The sequence below is a fragment of the Haloarcula sp. JP-Z28 genome, assembly GCF_011440255.1.
In the GTDB taxonomy this organism is placed as follows: Archaea; Halobacteriota; Halobacteria; order Halobacteriales; family Haloarculaceae; genus Haloarcula; species Haloarcula marismortui.
Genome location: NZ_JAAOHT010000002.1, coordinates 23,088 through 41,907 on the forward strand (window position 1 = coordinate 23,088; position 18,820 = coordinate 41,907).

The 18,820-nt window shown below is 64.3% G+C and carries 20 protein-coding genes; 8 read left to right on the plus strand and 12 right to left on the minus strand.

The features are described from left to right. Nucleotides 1-18: 18 nt before the first annotated feature. Genes G9463_RS01570 through G9463_RS01585 form a run of 4 tightly spaced genes read right to left on the minus strand, consistent with a single transcriptional unit; the run spans nucleotide 19 to nucleotide 5,773 of the window. A complete protein-coding gene (locus G9463_RS01570; RefSeq protein ID WP_165895789.1) occupies nucleotides 19-1,446 on the minus strand; it encodes a glycosyl transferase in 1,428 nt (475 codons plus the stop codon). Then, entirely contained in the window at nucleotides 1,447-2,778 is a 1,332-nt protein-coding gene (locus G9463_RS01575; RefSeq protein WP_165895790.1) for a DUF58 domain-containing protein, read from the minus strand. It abuts the gene before it with no gap. Further along, a complete protein-coding gene (locus tag G9463_RS01580) occupies nucleotides 2,778-3,680 on the minus strand; it encodes a hypothetical protein (protein ID WP_165895791.1) in 903 nt (300 codons plus the stop codon). Before G9463_RS01580 ends, G9463_RS01575 begins: the two co-directional genes overlap by 1 nt. Then, the gene (locus G9463_RS01585) at nucleotides 3,677-5,773 is read right to left on the minus strand and encodes a DUF4129 domain-containing protein (protein WP_165895792.1); all 2,097 of its coding nucleotides are present in this window, start codon (nucleotides 5,771-5,773) and stop codon (nucleotides 3,677-3,679) included. Before G9463_RS01585 ends, G9463_RS01580 begins: the two co-directional genes overlap by 4 nt. A gap of 210 nt (nucleotides 5,774-5,983) precedes the next feature. Here G9463_RS01585 and G9463_RS01590 point away from each other — a divergent pair, with 210 nt between their 5' ends. Next, nucleotides 5,984-6,529 (plus strand): hypothetical protein, encoded by a 546-nt coding sequence (locus G9463_RS01590; RefSeq protein WP_011223331.1) that lies wholly within the window; start codon nucleotides 5,984-5,986, stop codon nucleotides 6,527-6,529. 40 nt (nucleotides 6,530-6,569) lie between these two features. Continuing rightward, nucleotides 6,570-6,905 (plus strand): hypothetical protein, encoded by a 336-nt coding sequence (locus G9463_RS01595; protein ID WP_004961249.1) that lies wholly within the window; start codon nucleotides 6,570-6,572, stop codon nucleotides 6,903-6,905. On the opposite strand, the gene G9463_RS01600 is transcribed toward G9463_RS01595, so the two are convergent. Continuing rightward, the gene (locus tag G9463_RS01600; RefSeq protein ID WP_004518043.1) at nucleotides 6,902-7,129 is read right to left on the minus strand and encodes a ribbon-helix-helix domain-containing protein; all 228 of its coding nucleotides are present in this window, start codon (nucleotides 7,127-7,129) and stop codon (nucleotides 6,902-6,904) included. The genes G9463_RS01595 and G9463_RS01600 overlap by 4 nt on opposite strands. A gap of 74 nt (nucleotides 7,130-7,203) precedes the next feature. On the opposite strand from G9463_RS01600, the gene G9463_RS01605 reads away from it, so the two are divergent. The 3 genes from G9463_RS01605 (at nucleotide 7,204) to G9463_RS01615 (ending at nucleotide 11,140) form a co-directional block, all read left to right on the plus strand. Further along, nucleotides 7,204-8,553 (plus strand): MFS transporter, encoded by a 1,350-nt coding sequence (locus G9463_RS01605; protein ID WP_165895793.1) that lies wholly within the window; start codon nucleotides 7,204-7,206, stop codon nucleotides 8,551-8,553. Nucleotides 8,554-8,623: 70 nt separating this feature from the next. After that, complete coding sequence (locus G9463_RS01610; protein WP_121303100.1) at nucleotides 8,624-9,310, plus strand: glycosyltransferase; 687 nt, start codon at nucleotides 8,624-8,626, stop codon at nucleotides 9,308-9,310. 42 nt (nucleotides 9,311-9,352) lie between these two features. Next, nucleotides 9,353-11,140 carry a glycosyltransferase family 39 protein gene (locus G9463_RS01615; RefSeq protein ID WP_165895794.1) on the plus strand — a complete coding sequence of 596 codons (1,788 nt, stop codon included), beginning with the start codon at nucleotides 9,353-9,355 and terminating at the stop codon, nucleotides 11,138-11,140. Between the two features lie 28 nt (nucleotides 11,141-11,168). On the opposite strand, the gene G9463_RS01620 is transcribed toward G9463_RS01615, so the two are convergent. The 4 genes from G9463_RS01620 to G9463_RS01635 are packed head-to-tail and all read right to left on the minus strand — an operon-like array spanning nucleotide 11,169 to nucleotide 14,101. After that, nucleotides 11,169-12,191: a lysylphosphatidylglycerol synthase transmembrane domain-containing protein gene (locus tag G9463_RS01620; protein ID WP_165895795.1), complete on the minus strand. Its 1,023-nt coding sequence runs from the start codon at nucleotides 12,189-12,191 to the stop codon at nucleotides 11,169-11,171. Next, a complete protein-coding gene (locus G9463_RS01625) occupies nucleotides 12,188-13,045 on the minus strand; it encodes a polysaccharide deacetylase family protein (protein ID WP_165895796.1) in 858 nt (285 codons plus the stop codon). Before G9463_RS01625 ends, G9463_RS01620 begins: the two co-directional genes overlap by 4 nt. Further along, nucleotides 13,038-13,424, minus strand: a complete 387-nt coding sequence (locus tag G9463_RS01630) for a DUF2304 domain-containing protein (RefSeq protein ID WP_004961262.1) — start codon at nucleotides 13,422-13,424, stop codon at nucleotides 13,038-13,040. Before G9463_RS01630 ends, G9463_RS01625 begins: the two co-directional genes overlap by 8 nt. 2 nt (nucleotides 13,425-13,426) lie before the next feature. Next, complete coding sequence (locus G9463_RS01635) at nucleotides 13,427-14,101, minus strand: glycosyltransferase family 2 protein (protein ID WP_007190347.1); 675 nt, start codon at nucleotides 14,099-14,101, stop codon at nucleotides 13,427-13,429. 275 nt (nucleotides 14,102-14,376) lie between these two features. Between G9463_RS01635 and G9463_RS01640 the strand changes: the two genes are divergently transcribed. The 3 genes from G9463_RS01640 (at nucleotide 14,377) to G9463_RS01650 (ending at nucleotide 16,903) form a co-directional block, all read left to right on the plus strand. Further along, nucleotides 14,377-14,799, plus strand: coding sequence for a cobalamin B12-binding domain-containing protein (locus G9463_RS01640; RefSeq protein ID WP_004961266.1), 423 nt, complete (start codon nucleotides 14,377-14,379; stop codon nucleotides 14,797-14,799). After that, nucleotides 14,796-15,854: a methylmalonyl Co-A mutase-associated GTPase MeaB gene (gene meaB / locus G9463_RS01645; RefSeq protein ID WP_007190348.1), complete on the plus strand. Its 1,059-nt coding sequence runs from the start codon at nucleotides 14,796-14,798 to the stop codon at nucleotides 15,852-15,854. The genes G9463_RS01640 and meaB overlap by 4 nt, the downstream gene beginning before the upstream one ends. Before the next feature lie 107 nt (nucleotides 15,855-15,961). Then, the gene (locus G9463_RS01650; RefSeq protein ID WP_165895797.1) at nucleotides 15,962-16,903 is read left to right on the plus strand and encodes an alpha/beta fold hydrolase; all 942 of its coding nucleotides are present in this window, start codon (nucleotides 15,962-15,964) and stop codon (nucleotides 16,901-16,903) included. A 3-nt stretch (nucleotides 16,904-16,906) separates the two neighbouring features. Here the strand turns inward: G9463_RS01650 and G9463_RS01655 are convergent, their stop codons facing one another. The 3 genes from G9463_RS01655 to G9463_RS01665 all read right to left on the minus strand — a co-directional run bounded on the left by G9463_RS01655 (nucleotide 16,907) and on the right by G9463_RS01665 (nucleotide 18,807). Then, the gene (locus G9463_RS01655; RefSeq protein WP_004961272.1) at nucleotides 16,907-17,293 is read right to left on the minus strand and encodes a Zn-ribbon domain-containing OB-fold protein; all 387 of its coding nucleotides are present in this window, start codon (nucleotides 17,291-17,293) and stop codon (nucleotides 16,907-16,909) included. Continuing rightward, complete coding sequence (locus G9463_RS01660; RefSeq protein WP_011223320.1) at nucleotides 17,290-18,456, minus strand: thiolase domain-containing protein; 1,167 nt, start codon at nucleotides 18,454-18,456, stop codon at nucleotides 17,290-17,292. Before G9463_RS01660 ends, G9463_RS01655 begins: the two co-directional genes overlap by 4 nt. Before the next feature lie 153 nt (nucleotides 18,457-18,609). After that, nucleotides 18,610-18,807 carry a DUF5800 family protein gene (locus G9463_RS01665; protein ID WP_004518030.1) on the minus strand — a complete coding sequence of 66 codons (198 nt, stop codon included), beginning with the start codon at nucleotides 18,805-18,807 and terminating at the stop codon, nucleotides 18,610-18,612. Nucleotides 18,808-18,820 lie beyond the last annotated feature (13 nt).

The window sequence follows — 18,820 nt, forward strand, 5'->3', positions numbered from 1 at the left end:
ATAGCATGAACCAGTCCCTTAGCCACGAAGCGGGGCAAGCAGCAGTAACACACCGATTGCGGCGAGTGCCATTGTCTCAGGCGACCCGATTGCGGAACCGACGGCATGGCGCGCTGCATCGACGATGCCGACGGCGGCGATACCGAGCAGCCCGACGCCGACGGCGAACACGCTGTGATACAGCTCCAGCCGTCGTGTTTCCGGACGATGGCCCAGCTCTGCTGTCAGTCCGAGGCCGAATGTACCAACGTCCCAGGCGACGAGGCCGCTGATGACACCAGCAAACACCAGTAGCGTGGGAAGGTCGGCCTGTGCCGCCCCGATGCTCGCACAGATAAGTCCTGAAGCGGTCAGTGCTGCGGGGCCGGCACGCGCTGGCAACAGGCCAAATGTGAGTGCCCCGTTGACGAGCACGAGCACCAGATACACGAGCAACGGGAGGAGGAGTGCGCCGAAGAACACAGTTATGAACGAGCCGAACCCGAAGATGCCAGTCCGCAGGAGGAACAGGGCTAGCAACACCAGATAGCCAACTGCCGCGATGGCGGCTCCGACAGTCCGCACCGAGGCGGCGTTGAACTCAGTCGTGAACTTTCGGATGACAATCGCACCGCTACCAGCAACCAGCGCGCCGACTGTGACTGCCAGAAGCGGCGCAAGAACGACCCACGACGACAGCACTCGGATACCGAGACTGAACGGTGGGGACGCGACAAGCTGACCAAACGGCGTCAACAGCAGCGCCAGCGGCACGACTACAGTGAACGCCGCTGAACCGATTGCGACCAGTTTGAGCGCCCGAGTCCCCCGTTTCAGTCTGGTAGCTATCGCGTCGCGGCGGCTCCGCGCTGTCAACTGCACGAGTGGAAGCTGTGCCACGGCAAAATACAGGCAGCCCGATGCGGCGACACCGAGGACACCGAGACAGACCGTGGCGGCAATCGGCGATGTCCCACCGGCGACAGCGCTCACCAGTTCCCAGCTAAACCACGCGAGCGCGAGGACGACAGTGCCCACGACGAGGCCCGCCACTGTGAACAGATACGAAACGACGCTGCTCACTGTCGCCGCTGACACTGTCTCTCTGTCGAGCACGTTGGTCCAGGCAGCCGCGACGCCAACCATTGCGACGGCGACACCGAGCGCGAGAAGCGGGGCGACTGCCACCTGCCCGACCGAGGCAATGAGGCCAGTCGCTGCCGGCAGGAAACAGAGGTGGCCAATGACCGTCGGTCCCAGCCCGTCTCGGTCCAGCAGGGTCAGCCCCGCCACGGCAATGCCGGCGAGGAGTGCGATACCGCTGAACAGTTTCGGGTCGCCAGAGAGAACGCCTGTCGTCAGGGCGAACGCGGCGATGATGAGCGCGGCGATAGTCAGACTGGTCGCCCGCGGCCGCCCCTCCTCGCCGACGGCCGATGGTGTGTCGAGTCGCGGCCCGCCAATCATTTACGCTCCGCCTCCTAGCTGGGCGCTGCCACTCGGCTGGCGCGCTGCGACGGCGAAGGCGTAATCGAGGATGAGCGGCAGCGGTGTCCCACGTCGCCAGTCTATCGTCCGGGCCCCGGACGCCTGACACCGCGCCAGACGGGTCCGACGGCGGACGTGCTCGTACTGTCCACTGACGGTGCTCGCCGCGGTTACGTCCGTCGAGAGCACGGTTCGCTGGCAATCGAACGCCGCCCACGACGCCATCGCAGTGACTGGCGCGTCGTCGAGCAGCGGCGATACGAGCACCAGCTGGCAGCGGGGTCCGGCCATCTCCATCACCTTCCGGAACTGTCGCTGTGTGTCGGCCTCGTCTGCTGGCCCACCAGCCGGGTCGCTCTCGGCAGCATCGGCAGCGGCCCGTAGCTGTTCGACAGCTAGCGACCGCTGATTGGGTCCGTCGCCTGGCTGGAGCCACGTCAGTCCCGCTGGCCCGTCGCCGTCGATGCCGACGATTGCCAGCCCGACCTCGTGGCCGGCATCCAGCAGCGATGTCAGTGCCTGCGTGGTCGCGTACGCGCCGAGTTCGACCGCTGTCGGGCGACCGGGGCCGGCGGTCACCCGCGCTGGTGAACGGGCATCGACGACGAACACGACCGTCGTCGACACCCACTGCTCGTAGTTGACCGTCGACAGCTCGCCGCGCTTCGCGTAGCCGCGCCAGTCGATACGGCCGGCCGGGTCACCGTGCTGATACTCCCGCGTCGAATGAAACGTGAAGCCATCGCCGGGGGCGTCGGTCGTGAGTTGGCCCACGCGGTCGGTCCCTCGGTCGGACAGCGGCGGCGCTCTCGCGTCCAACTGACACACCAGCCTGTCATCGCCCTCGGGGTGTCGTGTCGCCGTCGCGACTTCGCCGGCACCCGTCCCCCGGACGCGGAGCCGCGGCTCGCCGAAGTCGTGTTCGCCTCGGCGGGCGATGAGCGTGTACTCGAGCGTGACTGATTCGCCGGCCGCAAGCGTCTCGCCACCGCGTGGCGACCCATCCAGCACTGCGAGGTCAGTCGGAACGCCGTCGACGACCCGGACGTCCGACAGTGTCTGCTGGCCGCTGTTTGTCACCGTCAACTGGACTGTCACCGGGTGCCCCGGGGGCGCTGGCGTCGGGTCGACCGCCCGCGACACGACGAGTGCTGCCGGGACAGCAGCGGTCGACAGGACTCCGTAGGCCAGATACGAGAGCGGGAGCGTCGCGGCCAGCAGCAGTGTCCCGTTTCCCTCCCAGATGCCCGCTCCGGCGAGTGCCAGCGCGGCAACGATTGCGCCGCGCCACCGCGTGGCCCGTCGCCCCATCAGTCTCTCCCCTCCGTTACATCGCCCCAGTCGGCCCCGTTGGTGGCTGTGGCATCCGTTCCGTCATCGTTGACCAGCGTCGTCCCGTCAGTTTCCGATTCACTGCTGGTCTCGCCGTCTGCGGCAGTTCCGTCCCTGTCGACGCGGGCATCTTCAGACGTGCCGTTTTCGCTGGCCTCGATGTCTTCTCGCTTGGGAATCGACCCGTCGATGGCCCGCTGCAGGTCGGCGACTGCTGGGGCGACGACTGGCACCGGACGCGGCGCTCGCTGGCCGACAACCGTCGGCAACGCGTCGTCAGCCGCGACACTGACTGCCGCCATTGCCCGCGCGCACCGCTTTCGGACGGCCTTTTCTGGAAACAGCCAGGCCCGGAGGCGAGCGCGAAACGGCCGGTCCGGCGGCGCGACGGATTCGTCCAGTACCGCGGCGGCAACCGGGTCGTCCGTCCAGCTCCCCGCGGCTAACTGTGCTTTCACCGAGTCGGGGTCGTGGCCGCCCTGGACCAGTGCCTCCGTGAGCGTCGCCCGAAGTGGTTCCCGAACAGGACCGACGCTCCCGTCGACTGACCCGTCGTCGCGGGCCTGCGCAACCGCCGCCTCCACGCGTTCTGCGAGGTCGGTTCCGGAGACAGCGTCATCTGTCGGCGTCGTCTCCAGATATTCTCTGGTGAACCCGTCGTCAGCAGCCCACGGTGACGGTGATATCGCGGGGTCGTCGGGCGTCCGCAAAAGCTTCCAGAAGGCTACGAGCACGCAGACGAGGAGGACGAGGACACCCGCCGCACCCGGTCCGGACGCCGCCGGTTCTGGCGTCCCTATCAGCCCGATAACCGCGCCGGCAGCCACAAGTAGCAGGCCACACAGCACGGCGATTCCCAGCCCGACGTGACGACGATTCATTCTGTGTCCTCCTGCTCGTCGCTCGCGCTCACCAGCGCATCGTACGCGTTACGGGCCTGTTCACGGCGACTGTCACTCGACTGGCCGCCGTATTCGACGTCTCGGAACGCCTCTGTCAGTGCTTCGACGGGTGCCCTCGGGAGGCCGCTGTCGATTGCGGCCCGGGACACCTCGCCGGGCGTCCGCGTCCGCCAGTGTCCGGGGACGACGTGCCTGGCGAACGCACGCCAGATGTCCCGGAGCGACGGAAGAGCAGACTCGTCGCCGTCCGACGAGTCAGTAACCGACTCGCTCGGTCCGGAGCTAGATGCCGCAGTTGGGCGGTCCGTATCGTCGGTCCGGCCAGAGGTGTAGACACTGACCGCACCCAGCCCCACTCCAGCCACAGCCACGGCGGCACCGGTCGTGCCCCAGCGAACATAGCTCAGTATCACGACGACGCACGAGAATCCGAGCGTTACAATCCGCCGCGGCGTGGTTTCAGCCCTGGCCACAGTAATGGCTCGATACCCGGCCGACCGGAGCCACTGTTGGAAGCGACGGGACCGTCCTGTCACCGTCAGCGGCAGCGACGCGAGCCATGCGGCCAGATGGATAGCCAGTCGTCGGCCAATGCTCAGCATGGCTTCGATACGGCCAACGAGCCAGAGTGCTGTTCGCCGACTCAACTGAACGACCCGGGCGACGTAGCCAGCAACGGCTTCACTGCCGTTCTTGACTGCATGCGCGACCGCCTGCCCGCCGGAGAGCGCATCCGCCCGATAGTGGTACAGCGCGGCGACGCCCACGACTGCGAGCGCGATGGCCAGTCCGTCGCGTTCCCAGAGCACGCCGATGAAAAACAGCGAATCGAAGAGCGCCCAGAGAACACCGATGCCGCGTGCGACCCTGGGGGTGTACAGCAGTGCGGCGATAGCGATAGTCACCACAGTTGTCACCAGCAGCACTGAACTCACTACGACGGTCCCGATGTACGCGTCCCAGAGCGTTGTTCTCGCTGTCTGTCTGTCTGTTGCCGCTGTAACGGTAAGCGAGGGGTTTGCCGGGAGTGAGACAGCAACGGTGCCGTCAGCGCCAGTCGTCCCCCGGCGCTGGTCCCCGAGCGTCACAGTCGCGTTCGTGACTGCCTCTCCGTTTCTCGTGGCGTTGACTGCGGCGCTATCACCCGGGACTGGGAGGGTCTTCGCTGGCATGACGCGAACGTGTAAGTTCAGCACATCGACGCGTGCGGTGCCCTCGAACTCGCCGCGGGACACGGTTACCGCAGTAGTATCGGTATCTGGGACTGTTAGTTGAGACTGGCCGGTGGTGTCAGTTCGGCCGACGATATCGCCGTCGTGGCTCACAGTCGCGTTTCGTACCGGGACGCCGTCGACCGTTGCAACGAGCGGGACAGTCGACCCGGGATACGGTTCGCCAAGCAGTGTCACGTTGACGCTCCCGGCGACACGGTACTGACCGGTGTCGTTGTCGGCCGCTGTCTGCTGGCGTGTGGCTGTCGAATCACCCGCGCCAGATGGCCATATATCGCCTTTCGCGAGGCGGTCAGCCGTTTCGGTGTCCGCTCCCTCGTACGGTCGACGGTAGAACTGACAGGGCTCTGTTCCCGGCGATTCGACCGTTACGTTCAGTTCGCGCTGGTAGGGCACCTGTCCGGTCACCTGCCCACTCTGGTCAGTCCGACCGACATACCGGTCATTGAACCAGACACGGGTCGCGCCCGCTGGTTCCAGATCCTGATACACCAGGACTGTGAGGGGATGCCCGGCTTTTGGCGTCGATTCAATGAGGACACCACAGCCGTCTTCAGTGGGCGGGGCAGTCTCGCCGGAAATCGGAATCGGCTCTGTGTCGCCTGTGACGTTGCTGCTCCCGCCACCGTCGCGACGCTGTTCTCGTGTGTCGGCTGGCGTCTGCGTCAGTGGTTCAGACCCGGGGCTCCCGTCACTGCCCCCACTGCTGTCGACCCCGCTCTCGGTGACCGGTGGTGGGGCCAGAAACGCAGCGACGATTAGCCCAACGAGGCAAAGACTTACCAGTAGTAACTGCCGCCAGTCAACGCCGCCATGGTCAGTATCGGATGCTGTACCCACTTGTCGCCCCTCGTAACGTACGCCCGTACTGCGACACCCCGAGCTGTTATCATGGAAACTAACGTGAAAGATAATCAATCCCCGGTATGGTTCTCGACAGTGGCCACAGTCGTCAGGGCAGCCAAGCCAGTATATCCGACATTTCTTCGCCCCTGGCAGCAGTCGGGACCGATGGGTTCATTCTGACCCAGTCCGAACAAGAAACTGACAATGCGCGTTCGTGACTGGCAGGACATTCTCGAAGACGTGATGGAGAGCAATGCCAATCCGGGGGACTGGCGTGCCGTCGGGGGCGACCGCGCGAACGGAATCGGCGAGGACATCTACTTCGGTCACCCTGACGCCGGTGTCTATCAACTCAAAACCTACGCAAAGAACCCCTTCGAGGTACAGGGCGTCGGGTCGCAAGTGGCACGCCGTATCGACGATGACATCGACCCGCTGTTTCCAGACGACGGGTCCGGCATTTTCGGCGTCCAGCAGGGGCCGGAAGACGAGGACGACGCCAAAGAGAAGGCCAAGAACCTCGAAACGGTCCTCGAAACGCATGCGGACGCACCGACGTCACCGCAAGCGCTGCTGGAGGACATGATGGACGCGATGGACTCCCCGGCCTACGGGCCGATGGAGTTCGACCACCACGACCGACCAGACCAGATGAGCGAACTCACTGAGACGTTCGAAGAAGCGGAGGAACTACTCGACGCGGAGTTCGAGGACGTTATCGAAGAAGACGTAGAGCGGGGCTTCTACTGATGGTCAACCGAACACTCCCAGTCTGTACCGGGGGTCGCTAATGGTCGGTCCCTCGATGACGGACGCCGACCGGAAACGATTTCTCAGATACACACAAGTCGGATTCGCGCTTCTCATCGGCGTCTCGATGGGGCTTGTGACGTTGTACGGCGGTGCGGAACTGCTAATTGTTGCTGGAATGTTTGTTGGCGGAACCGTCGTTGGCGGTGGCCTCGCGTGGTACATCATCCCGGAGAGTATCGCGGAAACGCCGTACGAGTCAGTCGACAGAGGTCCGAAACCCGGCGCAAAAATGAAACAACAGCGGCAGGAAGACAACGGCTCCGGACAACGGGCAGCCGAAGACGACAGCCGACTCTCACAGAACCGCGATTAGAGGAAATCGTCCTGCATTGCCGGGTCCTGCTGTTCGGAGGCCGTCTGGTCGAAAATCTCTTCATCAAGCGTCTCGGTCTCTTCCGTCGTGGTATTGTAGGCCGAAATCCCTCGCTTTAGGAGGTCTTCCACGGCTTGGTCGCGGTTGAGGAACTCGCCCTGTTCGACGAGTCGCTGGATGTCCGAGTCCACCTGGTCCGGGAGTGACACCTTGATCTTGCTCACACTTGCCGCCTATACTGTTCGGACATAAAAACCCACCCCTGCTTTTGGGAGGGGTCGAAAAGGCGCACGCGTGAATGCGCGAAACCGTCACACACTTGCCGGCGGCCGACACGAACCACACTGTGAACGCGAACGACCGAGCGATCACCGCACTGGTCATGCTCGCACACGGACTCGTCCACACCTACGAGATGGCAGTCCCGATATTTGTCGTCATCTGGCTCACCGAATTCGACCTCATCAATCTTGGTATCGCCCAGTTCAACGTGACGACGGCCACCGTCGGCGTCATCGTGACGCTGGGCTACGGCCTGTTCGGGGCTGGTGCGCTCCCGGGCGGTATCGTCGTTGACCGTATCGGCTCCCGTCGCCTCATCACGGGCTGTCTGCTCGGCATGGGCGGCTCGTACATCCTGCTTGGCCTTGCCCCGAGTATGGTCGTCATCGCGCTGGCGCTTGTCCTCTGGGGCCTCTCGGCCAGCGTCTACCACCCAGCCGGGCTCTCGCTCATCAGCAAAGGTGTCGAACAACGTGGGACCGGACTGGCCTATCACGGCGTCGCCGGCAACCTCGGAATCGGCCTCGGCCCGCTCGTCGCCGCAGTTCTCCTGCTGGTCGCCGAGTGGCGGACCGTCGCGCTCGTCCTTGGCGTTCCGGCGTTGCTCGCCGCCGTCTACGCCTCACAGGCGAGTTTCGACGAGACGGCGGCGGTGACGACGGCGACTGACGGCGGGTCGAAAGCCAGCAGCGGTATCGATTCGCTCGGGGAATTTCTCACAGAGAGCAAGCACCTGTTGACCGGGAGCTTCTTGCTGGTGTTCGTCGTCGTCATGTGCTCGGGGCTGTACTACCGCGGCGTCCTCACGTTCCTTCCGGAACTCCTGCGAGGCCTGCCGGGCTTCGAGCCCATCCCGATAGAGACGCTGTTGCCTCCCGGCGTCCTGTCGGCGCTCGGTATCGAGGTCGGGACGGGCCAGACGCTCAAGCCACAGGACTACTTTTATGCCGGCCTGTTGCTCATCGGCGTCCTCGGCCAGTACGCTGGCGGCAAACTGAGCGACCGGATTCCCGTCGAATACGGTATCGCCGGCTCGTTCCTGGTGCTTGCTGTCCTTGCGGTGCTGTTCGTTCCGGTGTCGGCGATGGGCTTCGGTCCGTTAGCGGTGCTGGGTGCGCTGCTGGGTGTCGCGCTGTTCGTCGTCCAGCCGATGTATCAGGCCGCCGTCGCGGAGCACACGCCCGCCGGAACGCGAGGCCTGTCGTACGGCTTCACGTATCTTGGCGTGTTCGGGGTCGGCGCGCTCGGCGGTGGTCTCGCTGGGTCGATTCTGGCCTTCGCGAACGCGACGGCGCTGTTCGGGACGCTCGCTGGTATCGCACTCGTCGCTGTCCTTGCGGGGACCGCCCTCGCGCGGCGTTCGTGACTGCCTGAAGCTGCGGACAGGCCGTCGCATCGCTTGCTATTTCTGTCTGTACACTGTACCTGCCTCTCAGATGGACGCCGCAGTTATCGTCCCGGCCTACAACGAGGCGGAGTCGCTGGCCCGCTGTCTGGCTCCCTTCGAGTCACAGCCCGTCGAACTGGTCGTCGTAGTCGGCGGCGACGACGGCACGGAGCAGGTGGCCCGCGACACCCCTTTCGTCGACACCGTCGTCCGGTGCGACGAGGGCGGGGCGGGAATCGCCAGAAACCGCGGAGCCGCGGCCGCAACAGCCCCGATTCTGCTGTTCACCGATGCCGATACGGTGGTCCCCGAGGACTGGGTTCGCCTGCATCTCAGGCACTACGCTGACGACGAGGTGATCGGCGTTGGCGGGCCCGCACGGCCACTCGAAGACAGTCTCAAACACCGCGTGTTGTTCAAACTGCTGTCGGACTACTGGTATCGGGTGTCCTGGCCGCTGGGCTTCGTCCAGCAACCGGGCTTCAACTGTAGCTTCCGGGCCGACGCCTTCGAAGCCGCGGGCGGCTTCGACGAAGACATTCCGTTCATGGAGGACACGGAACTCTCACTGCGGATGAAAGACTACGGCCGAATCGTCTACGACGCTGACTCCTGTGTCGCTACGTCGGCCCGCAGAGAGGCAGACGAGGGATATCTCTCGCTATTTGCGAAGTATGTCCGCGGGTACGCGAACCACTACATCCTCCGCCGGGAGTTCGATGCCGATTACTTCTGAGAAGGGCAGTCTTTTCAACTCACACCCCGGAGCGGTGACACGATGAGTGGCTGGCGGTCACTGTCCCGACGTGCTGTCGAACAGGTACGGTCGGACTTCCGGGACGACCCCTATCTCCGCTACGTGCTCCTGCTGTCGACTGTTATGGTCGGGTTCTGGTTCTGGCATCGCATTCCGAACTTTGCGACTCGTGACGAGTACAGTCGGTTGCTCGACGCCATGGTCGTCTACGGATCGGTTCTCGAAGAACCGAGCTTCGAGGGGCTCAAAGCCGGTATCGAGTGGGGCCGGGCCCCCTTCGGCGCGACGCTATATCTCTATGCGCTGGCCATCCTCCCCGTCGTGCTCGTCGCGGCTCTCACCGGGGATCTAGACGCGTTCACCACGATTGCCTTCCCCAGCTGGGAGTTCGGCCACTACGAGGTCTGGGCCGCCACGCCCGAGTGGATATGGACCTGGAGTCTCGTCTCCATCCGCCTGACAAACGTCGTCGCTGCGCTCTGTGCTGTCTACCTCACCTATCGCCTCGGTGTCGCAATCGAGGGGCGCAACGCCGGCCGGCTCTCGGCCGTCGTGCTCTCGCTGACTTTCGGCTTTCTCACAATCTCGAAGGAGGCCGGCGAGGATATGCCGGCGCTGGTGTTCGTCCTCCTCGCGCTGTACCTGCTGGTCAGGTACGTCCAGACCGACGACGGAACGCTGTTTCTGGCGGCGAGCGCGGCCGGTGGTGTCGCCATCGCGTTCAAACTGACGGCCGCGCCGGTCATCCTTCTCATCGGCGTCGCCTTCCTGCTCCGGGCTCACGCCGCCGACGCACCGCTGACGGAGACGCTGTACCGGCCGAAGCTCCTCCTGAGCGGCGCTCTGTTCGGGTTCGCCATGATTGTACTCGGATTTCCAACCGCCCTCGTGGCGGGGCCCGAGCCGTTCATCGAGCGGGTGTTCGGCGGCTCGACCTCGCGGATGAGCCACCCAACGGGTCCCGACGCCCCGATGTGGTGGTGGTTCCTGCGGGGCTACTTCAGCGCGCTGGGACTGCCGCTGGTTACCGCGGCCGCCGCCAGCGTCGTGGCGACTGTTGCAACCATTCGTGACCGCGGTTCTGCATTTCACGGGACCGTCCTCATTCTGACCGGCCTGACGGCCTACATCGCGATGTTCTCCCAGTGGCACGACTTCCGGGTGCACCACCTCATACCGACGTTCCCGCTCATCGCCTTACTCGTCGGGGGGCGACTGGTGGAGCTCCGCGAACGCTCGTCGTCTCTGGCACGACCGGTGATGGCGGTTCTGTTGGTAACAACGGCCGTCTACGCCGGTATCGGGACGGCCCAGTTCGCGTCGATGCCCCGGGACGAAGCGACAGCGTGGCTCGAAAAGAACAGCGAGGATGGCGACGTGGTGGAGACGTATCGCGTCCATATTCAGGACACTGCCGTCCCGCACTCGCTGACCGCAAGACACGTCGCCGGCCAAGACTCGGAGGCGGAGGAAGCGATGGCGTGCCCGCGATACATTCAGGTCGGGTATCGGGACCTCCTGTACCTCAAGGAGGATACCTACTACCGCAACGGTGACGCACAGGCCGTCTATCTCCGGAACCTCCTGAACGAGGAGTCCAACTACCGAATCGTCGCGGAGTTCGGGGAGCGGCCACCGAACTTCGTGCCCCAGCGACCGACCCCCGGCTCGTTCACCGACCTGCTCCGGCTCGGCGTCGTCCCGCACACGGACCAGTTCGCCGACGAGCAGGAACTCGCGGCAAATCAGTACACCCTCATTCTGGAACGCGATGGCGAGTGCGATACGAGCCGTCATCCGCCGTTCTGAGTCCGCTTTGATGTATCCTGGGGGCCGGCTACTCCGTCGTCAGTGACGCGACATCGAGCCGGACAGAAGGATACCAGCCTGCGAGTGACGGCAGGTAAATACTGAGGAACCGGTCGACGAAGATGATGGGGATGATGACCTCCGCTGGAATACCCAGCGCGACGAACACCGCCGTCGCCGTGGCCTCGGTGATGCCGATGCCGCCGGGCGTCAGCGGCAGGAGCGTCACGGTGTACGCGACCAAGAGATACAGCGGCAACGCGACCAGCGGTTCGAACGCGACGCCGAAACTCCCCAGCAGCAGGCCGACGCGGACACCGGGTGCGAGCACGAGGTCGACGGCCCAGCCGACCGCGTAGCGGAGCCACACTGCCGGCTCGCTCGCGAGCGACCGAAACGTCGTTGTCGAACTGTCGGTGAACTCAAGCAGGCCGTCGAGCCGTGCCGCGAGTCCCTCACCGAAGCGTGGAACCCGGACCGCGACCCCGGACAGCCAGCCGATGAGCCGGTCCAGATAGGAGAGATTGAGGCCTCCGAACAGTATGGCGAGGCCGGCCGCGAAGTAGAGGCTCGTCGCAAGCGCTAACAGCAGGAGGAGTTCGAGCCGGAGCAGTGGAATCGCTAGAACGAGCCCTGCGGTCGCCGCGACGCCGTAGTATATCGCAAAGATGCCGGTGTGAAGCGCCGACGCCGCGGCGGCGTCGCTGTAGGCCATTCCAGTCTGGCTCCGGAGGACGAACGGCGCAGCCAGCCGTCCCGAGAGCCGCGACGGGAGCAACTGATTGACGAAGTTCACGATGAGCGTCGTCCCGGCGGCGGTCCGGAACTGGACCGGTGCGAGCGGGGTGATTACCGCGTGCCACGAGTAGGCCCGGCCACAGATACCGAGAACGCTGACGGCGACGACCGCGAGCGCCGTTTCGGTTTCGACGCTGGCGAGCAGGCCGATTGCGCTCGCGATGTCGAACTGCGTGAGCAGCCACGAAAGCGCAACGACGGCGATACCGTACTGGGCGACCGTGATCCCCAGATCACGAGCCCGACTCGTCACGGTGTCTCGCCCCTCTGTAGCTGCGTCGCGGCCGCTTCACCGTCCTCCAGAACTGTCCGCACGGTCGTGAACTCGAAGTCTTGTTGGAGAATCCGCTCGACGGCCCGGCGCATCCAGTCGCCGGTCCTGACGTACACCCGCGTCGGCACCCCTTCGACAGCTGGCAGGTCGACCAGTTCCCAGGGATGGACGTACAGCATCGGTGTGATACCCCGGCGGGCCAGCAGTTTCATGCCCAGAATCGTGTATCGCGGGCCGAAAAACCGGAGCCAGGTCCCGGTGAGGGGCAACTGCAGGCCGGGCATGACGCTTGCCGGGAACTCGGTAATGCTGTCCGGTGCGTCCGGGCGGACCGCCGTCGCTGGAACCGGCTCGTGGATATCGTATTCGCCGCCGTACCACCCCGGAATCGACCGGCTGGAGACCACGCTCGAGTCGTACGTGTAGCCGGTATCGGAAAGCAGGTCGAAGTGGTCGTCGGTGATGTCGAAGGCGGGCGCGCGGAACCCGGAGACCTGCTTGTTGGTGACTCGCTCCAGTCCGTCCTTCGACTGGGACAACTCCCTTCGTTGCCCGTCGCTGTCGAGATCCGAGAGCAACTGATGGGTGTGCGTATGCGAGGCGATTTCCAGACCCGCGTCAGCAAGCGCCCGCACGGCGTCGGGATGGGACTCGGCAACCGAGGAGACCACGAACGCGGTCGATGTCGCGTCGTACTTTGCGAGCGTGTCCCTGAAAAATCGACCGCCGTCGAGGCCGACGCCGTCGCGGTCGGTCGTCCCCGACGCGCTCCGGTAGGCCGGTGTCTGGGTAAACAGCTCGAAATCTATCGACAGCACCGCGCGGTTACTCATCCTGCTTGTCCTCGGTCTGTAGCTGGTGTTCCTCAAGTTCGCTCCGGAGAAGGCTCAACTCCTCGTTCAGCCGCGACAGCCGGTCGTACATGTGCCCGATGCGGTTGAGCAGGTACGTCACCGCCACAAACAGCGTCAGGTTCGAGATGACGAGGATAGCGCGGGCTTTCCACTCCAGGCCCAGTAGCCGCGCCACGACCTCGAACACGTTGGGGACGATAGCAACGACGATGAGCCCCGTGCCGAGCAGCAGCGACATCACGAACAACTCCAGCGACTCGCGTTCGCTCCTGACGATAATAAACCCGTTCGCGAGGAACGCCAGCCCGACGACCAGCGACAAGAGGTTAACCAGTGAGTAGTCGAATCCAAAGACCATAGTTAGCGAAAGAGGAGGACGCGAAACACCGTGTCAGTCATCCGGAGCGGGTAGAGCACGAGCGTGTCGAGGCTGAACTGTGACTCGCCCTCATCCCGGATCGGCATCGCTATCGATACTTCTTCGATCCGCTGGCCGCGCTGGGCCGCATCGAGCGTCTGTTCGACTGCCCAGTGGTTGTCCGAGCGGTGGAGGATATCCTGCAGCGCCGACACGCGGTAGACGCGGAAACCGCTCGTTACGTCGGTAATGTCGATGCCGCCCAGCTTCCGCACGACGGTCGTAAAGAAGGTGATTCCCAGCCGCCTGATAAGCGGGTAGTCGTCGATGCTCTCGTTCAGGTAGCGGCTGCCGATGACCATGTCCGCGTCCTCGGCGTGGTCAAGGAGGGTCGGAATCTTCTCCGGGTCGTGCTGGCCGTCGGCGTCGACCTGCACGACGAAGTCGTAGTCGTGCCGAATTGCGTACTGATAGCCCGTCCTGACGGCCCCGCCGACACCGGTGTTGAACACGTGTGTAACGACGTGTGCGCCGTGCTCCCGGGCGATGGCCGCGGTGTCGTCCGACGAGCCGTCATCGACGACGACGACCTCGTCGACGTAGCGGCTCGTTCCGTCGATCACCGACCCGATGGTGCTCGACTCGTTGTACGCGGGGATGACGGCGACTGTTCGCACTGGTGGAAACGCCGCTAGCAGCGAACTTAGAATTGTCGTTCTCTGGGATAGTTCACTTGCGGCCTGTGCGCCTGTCGTTGACTGCTCCACTCACGCCAGGCCGGCCTCTGTGAGCCACAGCCGACGTGAACCTCGCCAGTCGGGACGCCCGCACTTCTCGCGAGCGAGGCAATGGTTGCTGTTCACATAACTCACGCTTCGAAGTCCGCTCGTAATAAAAATAGATCATGATGGATAGGGCAAGAATGAAAACACACCGCGCGGTACGTACTGGCATGAGTGTCGAGCAGGAGCAGACGGAACGGACCATCAGGTGTCTGGTGGCGAAAGTCGGACTCGACGGACACGACCGGGGCGCACACGTCATCGCGCGGGCGCTCCGTGACGCTGGCTTTGAAGTGATTTACTCAGGGCTCCATCGAGCGCCCGACGAAGTCGTGCAGGCCGCTGTGCAAGAGGACGTAGATGTCGTCGGCATCTCCATTCTCTCCGGGGCGCACAACACGCTGGTCCCAAAGATTCTCGACGGGCTAAGAGAGTATGACGCGTTCGATGACCGGCTCATCCTCGTCGGCGGCATCGTCCCGGATGACGATCAGGAGGAACTCCGCGGGCAGGGCGTCGACGAGATATTCGGCCCGGGCGCGTCCATGGAGGAGATGATCGACTACATCCACGAGAACGCGCCCGAGCGATGAGCGACCTCGTCGCTGACCTGCTTGCGGGCAAGCACAGCGCCCTCGCCAGAGTCATCACACTGATAGAGAACCGTTCGTCGGGGTACCGAGAGATAATTTCCGACCTCCATCAGCACACCGGCACAGCCGACGTTATCGGCGTCACCGGCAGCCCCGGCGCGGGCAAGTCCACGCTGGTCGATAAGGTCGCAGCGACCTACCGTGAGCAGGGACAGACCGTCGGCGTCATCGCTATTGACCCATCCTCGCCGTTCTCCGGCGGCGCGGTGCTCGGCGACCGGATACGGATGGCCTCGAACGCTGGCGATATGGATATGTTCTTCCGGTCGATGTCTGCTCGTGGCTCCCTCGGTGGGCTGTCGACGGCGACGACCGACGCCGTGACCGCGCTGGACGCGTTCGGCAAGGACAAGATCATCGTTGAGACGGTCGGCGCAGGGCAAAACGAAGTCGACATCGTCCGCACCGCCGATACCGTCGCCGTGCTCGTGCCGCCGGGCAGCGGCGACGACGTCCAGATGCTCAAGGCCGGCATCCTCGAAATCGGTGACGTGTTCGTGGTCAACAAGGCCGACCTCGATGGGGCCGACCGGACCGTCCAGCAACTCCGGGAGATGTTACAGGGACAGAGCGGACGCCCGGACTCCGGCCATCACGGCGCGACTGAACTCGCCGGCGACCATGGCGATGCGTCCACCGATGCCGCCGATGATGAGGCGGACGAGTCGGAGACGTGGAATCCCCCTATCGTGGAGACAGTCGCCAATCGGGGCGAGGGCGTCGAGGATTTCTTAGACGCGCTTGCCAACCACGGCGCGTATCTGGACCGAACCGGCCGTCGAGAGGGGCAAGCCCGGGAGCGTTTCGCCGCCGAGATTCGAACTCTCCTTCGGGAGGATGCCAACGAACTACTGGTCGACGAACTTGACCGCCGCGGCGGCATCGAGCAGTACGTCGACGCCGTCATCGAGCGCCATACTGACCCGTACACGGTTGTCGACGAGGTGCTCGAACCGCTCCGAGAGTGTCTCGACGAGCGGCGCGACGGGAACTAACTTCGGGACTGTTGCGTTCGCGGAACCATGTCTGCCCGGACCGATAGCGACAGCTATCTGACGATCTTCCAGCATGTATAACATACTCCGGGTCCCAAGTCATCAGTATGAAACTCCGCAAGGCGCTCGGTGCGGTCGTTGGTGCGGTCGGCGCGACAGCCGCTGCCAACCGCGTGCTACAGTCGCGGGCCGGCGCGTTCGAACCGATGCTCGACGGGGAACAGGGGACGTACCGCTGGCGTGGGTTCGATATCGCGTACACTGAAGCCGGCGACCCGTCGGACCCGGACCTCGTGCTGTTCCACGGCATCAATGCCGCTGCCAGTAGTCACGAGTTCCATACGGTGTTTGACACCCTCGCAGAGGACTACCACGTCATCGCACCGGACCTGCCGGGCTTCGGGCACACGGACCGGCCACCGCTGCTGTACTCGGCGTCGCTGTACACGGCGTTCGTGCGGGACTTTATCCAGGACAACACGGCCGACGCGACCGTCGTCGCGTCATCACTGACCGGGGCCTACGCCGCCAGCGCGGCACAGGAGGTCAACGTCGAGGAACTCGTTCTCATCTGCCCGACGGACACCTCGATGGGCAACCGCACTGTCTGGCTCCGCTCGCTGCTTCGCGCGCCCGTCATCGGCGAGGGAATCTACAATCTCACTGTCTCGAAAGCCTCCATCCGGCACTTCCACGCCGACCACGGCTACTACGACATGGACAACCTCACCGAGGATGTCGTCGACTACGAGTGGCAGAGTGGCCACCAGCCCGGTGCGCGCTTCGCGCCGGCGTCGTTCGTCTCCGGCTTCCTCGACCCGGAAGACGACCTCGGCGAAGTACTGGCCAGCCTCGACGTGCCCGTGACGATGGTCTGGGGCGAGGACGCCGACATCACGCCGCTGTCGAAGGGTCGCGACATGGCCGAGCAGGCAGATGCGATGCTCGTCGTGTTCGGTGACTCGCTGCTCCTGCCCCACGTCGAACACCCCGGTGAGTTCGTCGATGTGGTCCGGGACAGAGTGACTTCGGTAACAGTCGAAAACTGAGCCCTAGCGCGGTCGGAACACGACCGCTCTCTCGCCGGTTGTCACGCGTTCGCCGACATCGATGCCGACCACGTCGTCGATGGCAACGTCGTCCGGGTCCACGTCACGGACGAGGCCCGTGACCGATACCGGTCCGAAATCAGCGATGGCAGTGACGTAGGGCGCGTCGTCCTCGAACTGCGGCGTCGGGACCGTAATCGTCGTGTGGCTCGCGATTTCACCGGACTCCGGCAGGTCGACCGCCGAGAGGTCCTGGTCGTGACAGCGCGGGCACACCCGACGAGGCGGGAGCCAGCCGTGGCCGTTCGAGCATTCGAGGTAGTACCCGTCGCCCGATTCGATGCTGTCGAGCCACGCGTCGTACTCGCCGTCTTGTGCGGATTCAGTCATTCTTGCACCTCCATGACGTGGACGGTCGTAGACGCGACTGTGCCGCCCGCGTTGTGTGCGACCCCGACGGTGCTGTCCGGCACGGCGTCGGCCCGCGGGTGTGACCCGTCGAGGAGCCAGGCGACCGTCGCTAACTGGGCAACACCGGTCGCGCCGACCGGGTGACCCTTGGCCTTCAGCCCGCCCGAGAGATTTATTGGGCGGTCGCCGTCGCGGGTCGTCTCGCCGTTGCGCGCCGCGGCGATGCCCTCGCCGCGCTCGTAGAAGCCAAGCGATTCGATTGCGAACACTTCCGCGATAGTGAAACAGTCGTGGACCTCAGCGAAATCAACATCGTCGGGACCGACGCCGGCGTCCCCGTAAGCCTCCTCCGCAGCCTTGTCGGCGGCGGGTGTCTGTGCCAGATGCGGGCGGTCCTGCAATGCGAGGTTGTCGCCGCCCTGGCCGGTCCCGGTGATGGCGACTGGGGCGTCTAGGTCGTGTTCCTCGGCGTAGGACTCCGTGGTCAGGACAGCGGCCGCGGCCCCGTCAGTAATCGGACAGGAGTCATAGAGGCCGAGCGGGGACGCAATCGTCGGGGCGTCGATAGCGTCCTCGACCGTGATCTCCTTCTGAATCTGGGCGTGTTCGTTGACCAGCGCGTGCTCGTGGTTCTTGACGGCGATATGAGCGAGGTCCTCGTGGGAGCCGCCGTACTGGTCGAAGTACGACCGGGCCATCAGCGCGTAGGCCCCCGGGAAAGTCATCCCGGCACGGACCTCGTAGAGGTCGTCGGCGGCGATAGCGAGCGCGTCTGTCGCCGCTGCGGTCCCGATATTGGTCATCCGTTCCGCGCCGCCGACGACGACGACCTCCGCCTCGCCATTCCGGATCGTCTTGACGGCTTCACGAACGGCTGTGCCGGCGGATGCACAGGCCGCTTCGACACGGGTCGCCGGAACGTCCAGCCCGATAGCCTCGGCCATCAGCGGTCCCTGATGGCCCTGATGTTCCGCGAGTTCTCCCATGAAGTTGCCGTAATAGAGCGCCTCAGCGTCTTCCGGGTCGATTCCGGCCTCCGATAGCGCTTCGAGTCCGGCCTCGGCGAACAGGTCTCGGCCGGTCCGTTCGGGGTGTTTCCCGAACTGTGTCACGCTGGCCCCGGCGATACGTGGGTCTGACATTACCTCCCAGTGTGCGCTGACGGCTTAAATGCCTACTGCTCGGGTGCTTAATTAGCGAATATTCGACGCTTTGAACGCCTACAAACGGGATATTGGTTTTCTACGGGAATTCCTTCTTACAACGGAATTATAGCCTTCAACGGAACTATTGCGTCAATTCACGATTTCGGCGATACGCTGGGGTTCGCCCGACAGCGCCGGTTCCGGCTCGACCATCTGCAGCACCTCGTGGTCGGTCACGTTCGGATACGACTTCTGGATGGCATCCTCGATGAGGGCCTTTTCGAGGCGGAACTCCGTCCCCTCGTAGACGACATCGACACCCTGTTCGTCGAACGACAGTACAGTCATACCGCGGATTACG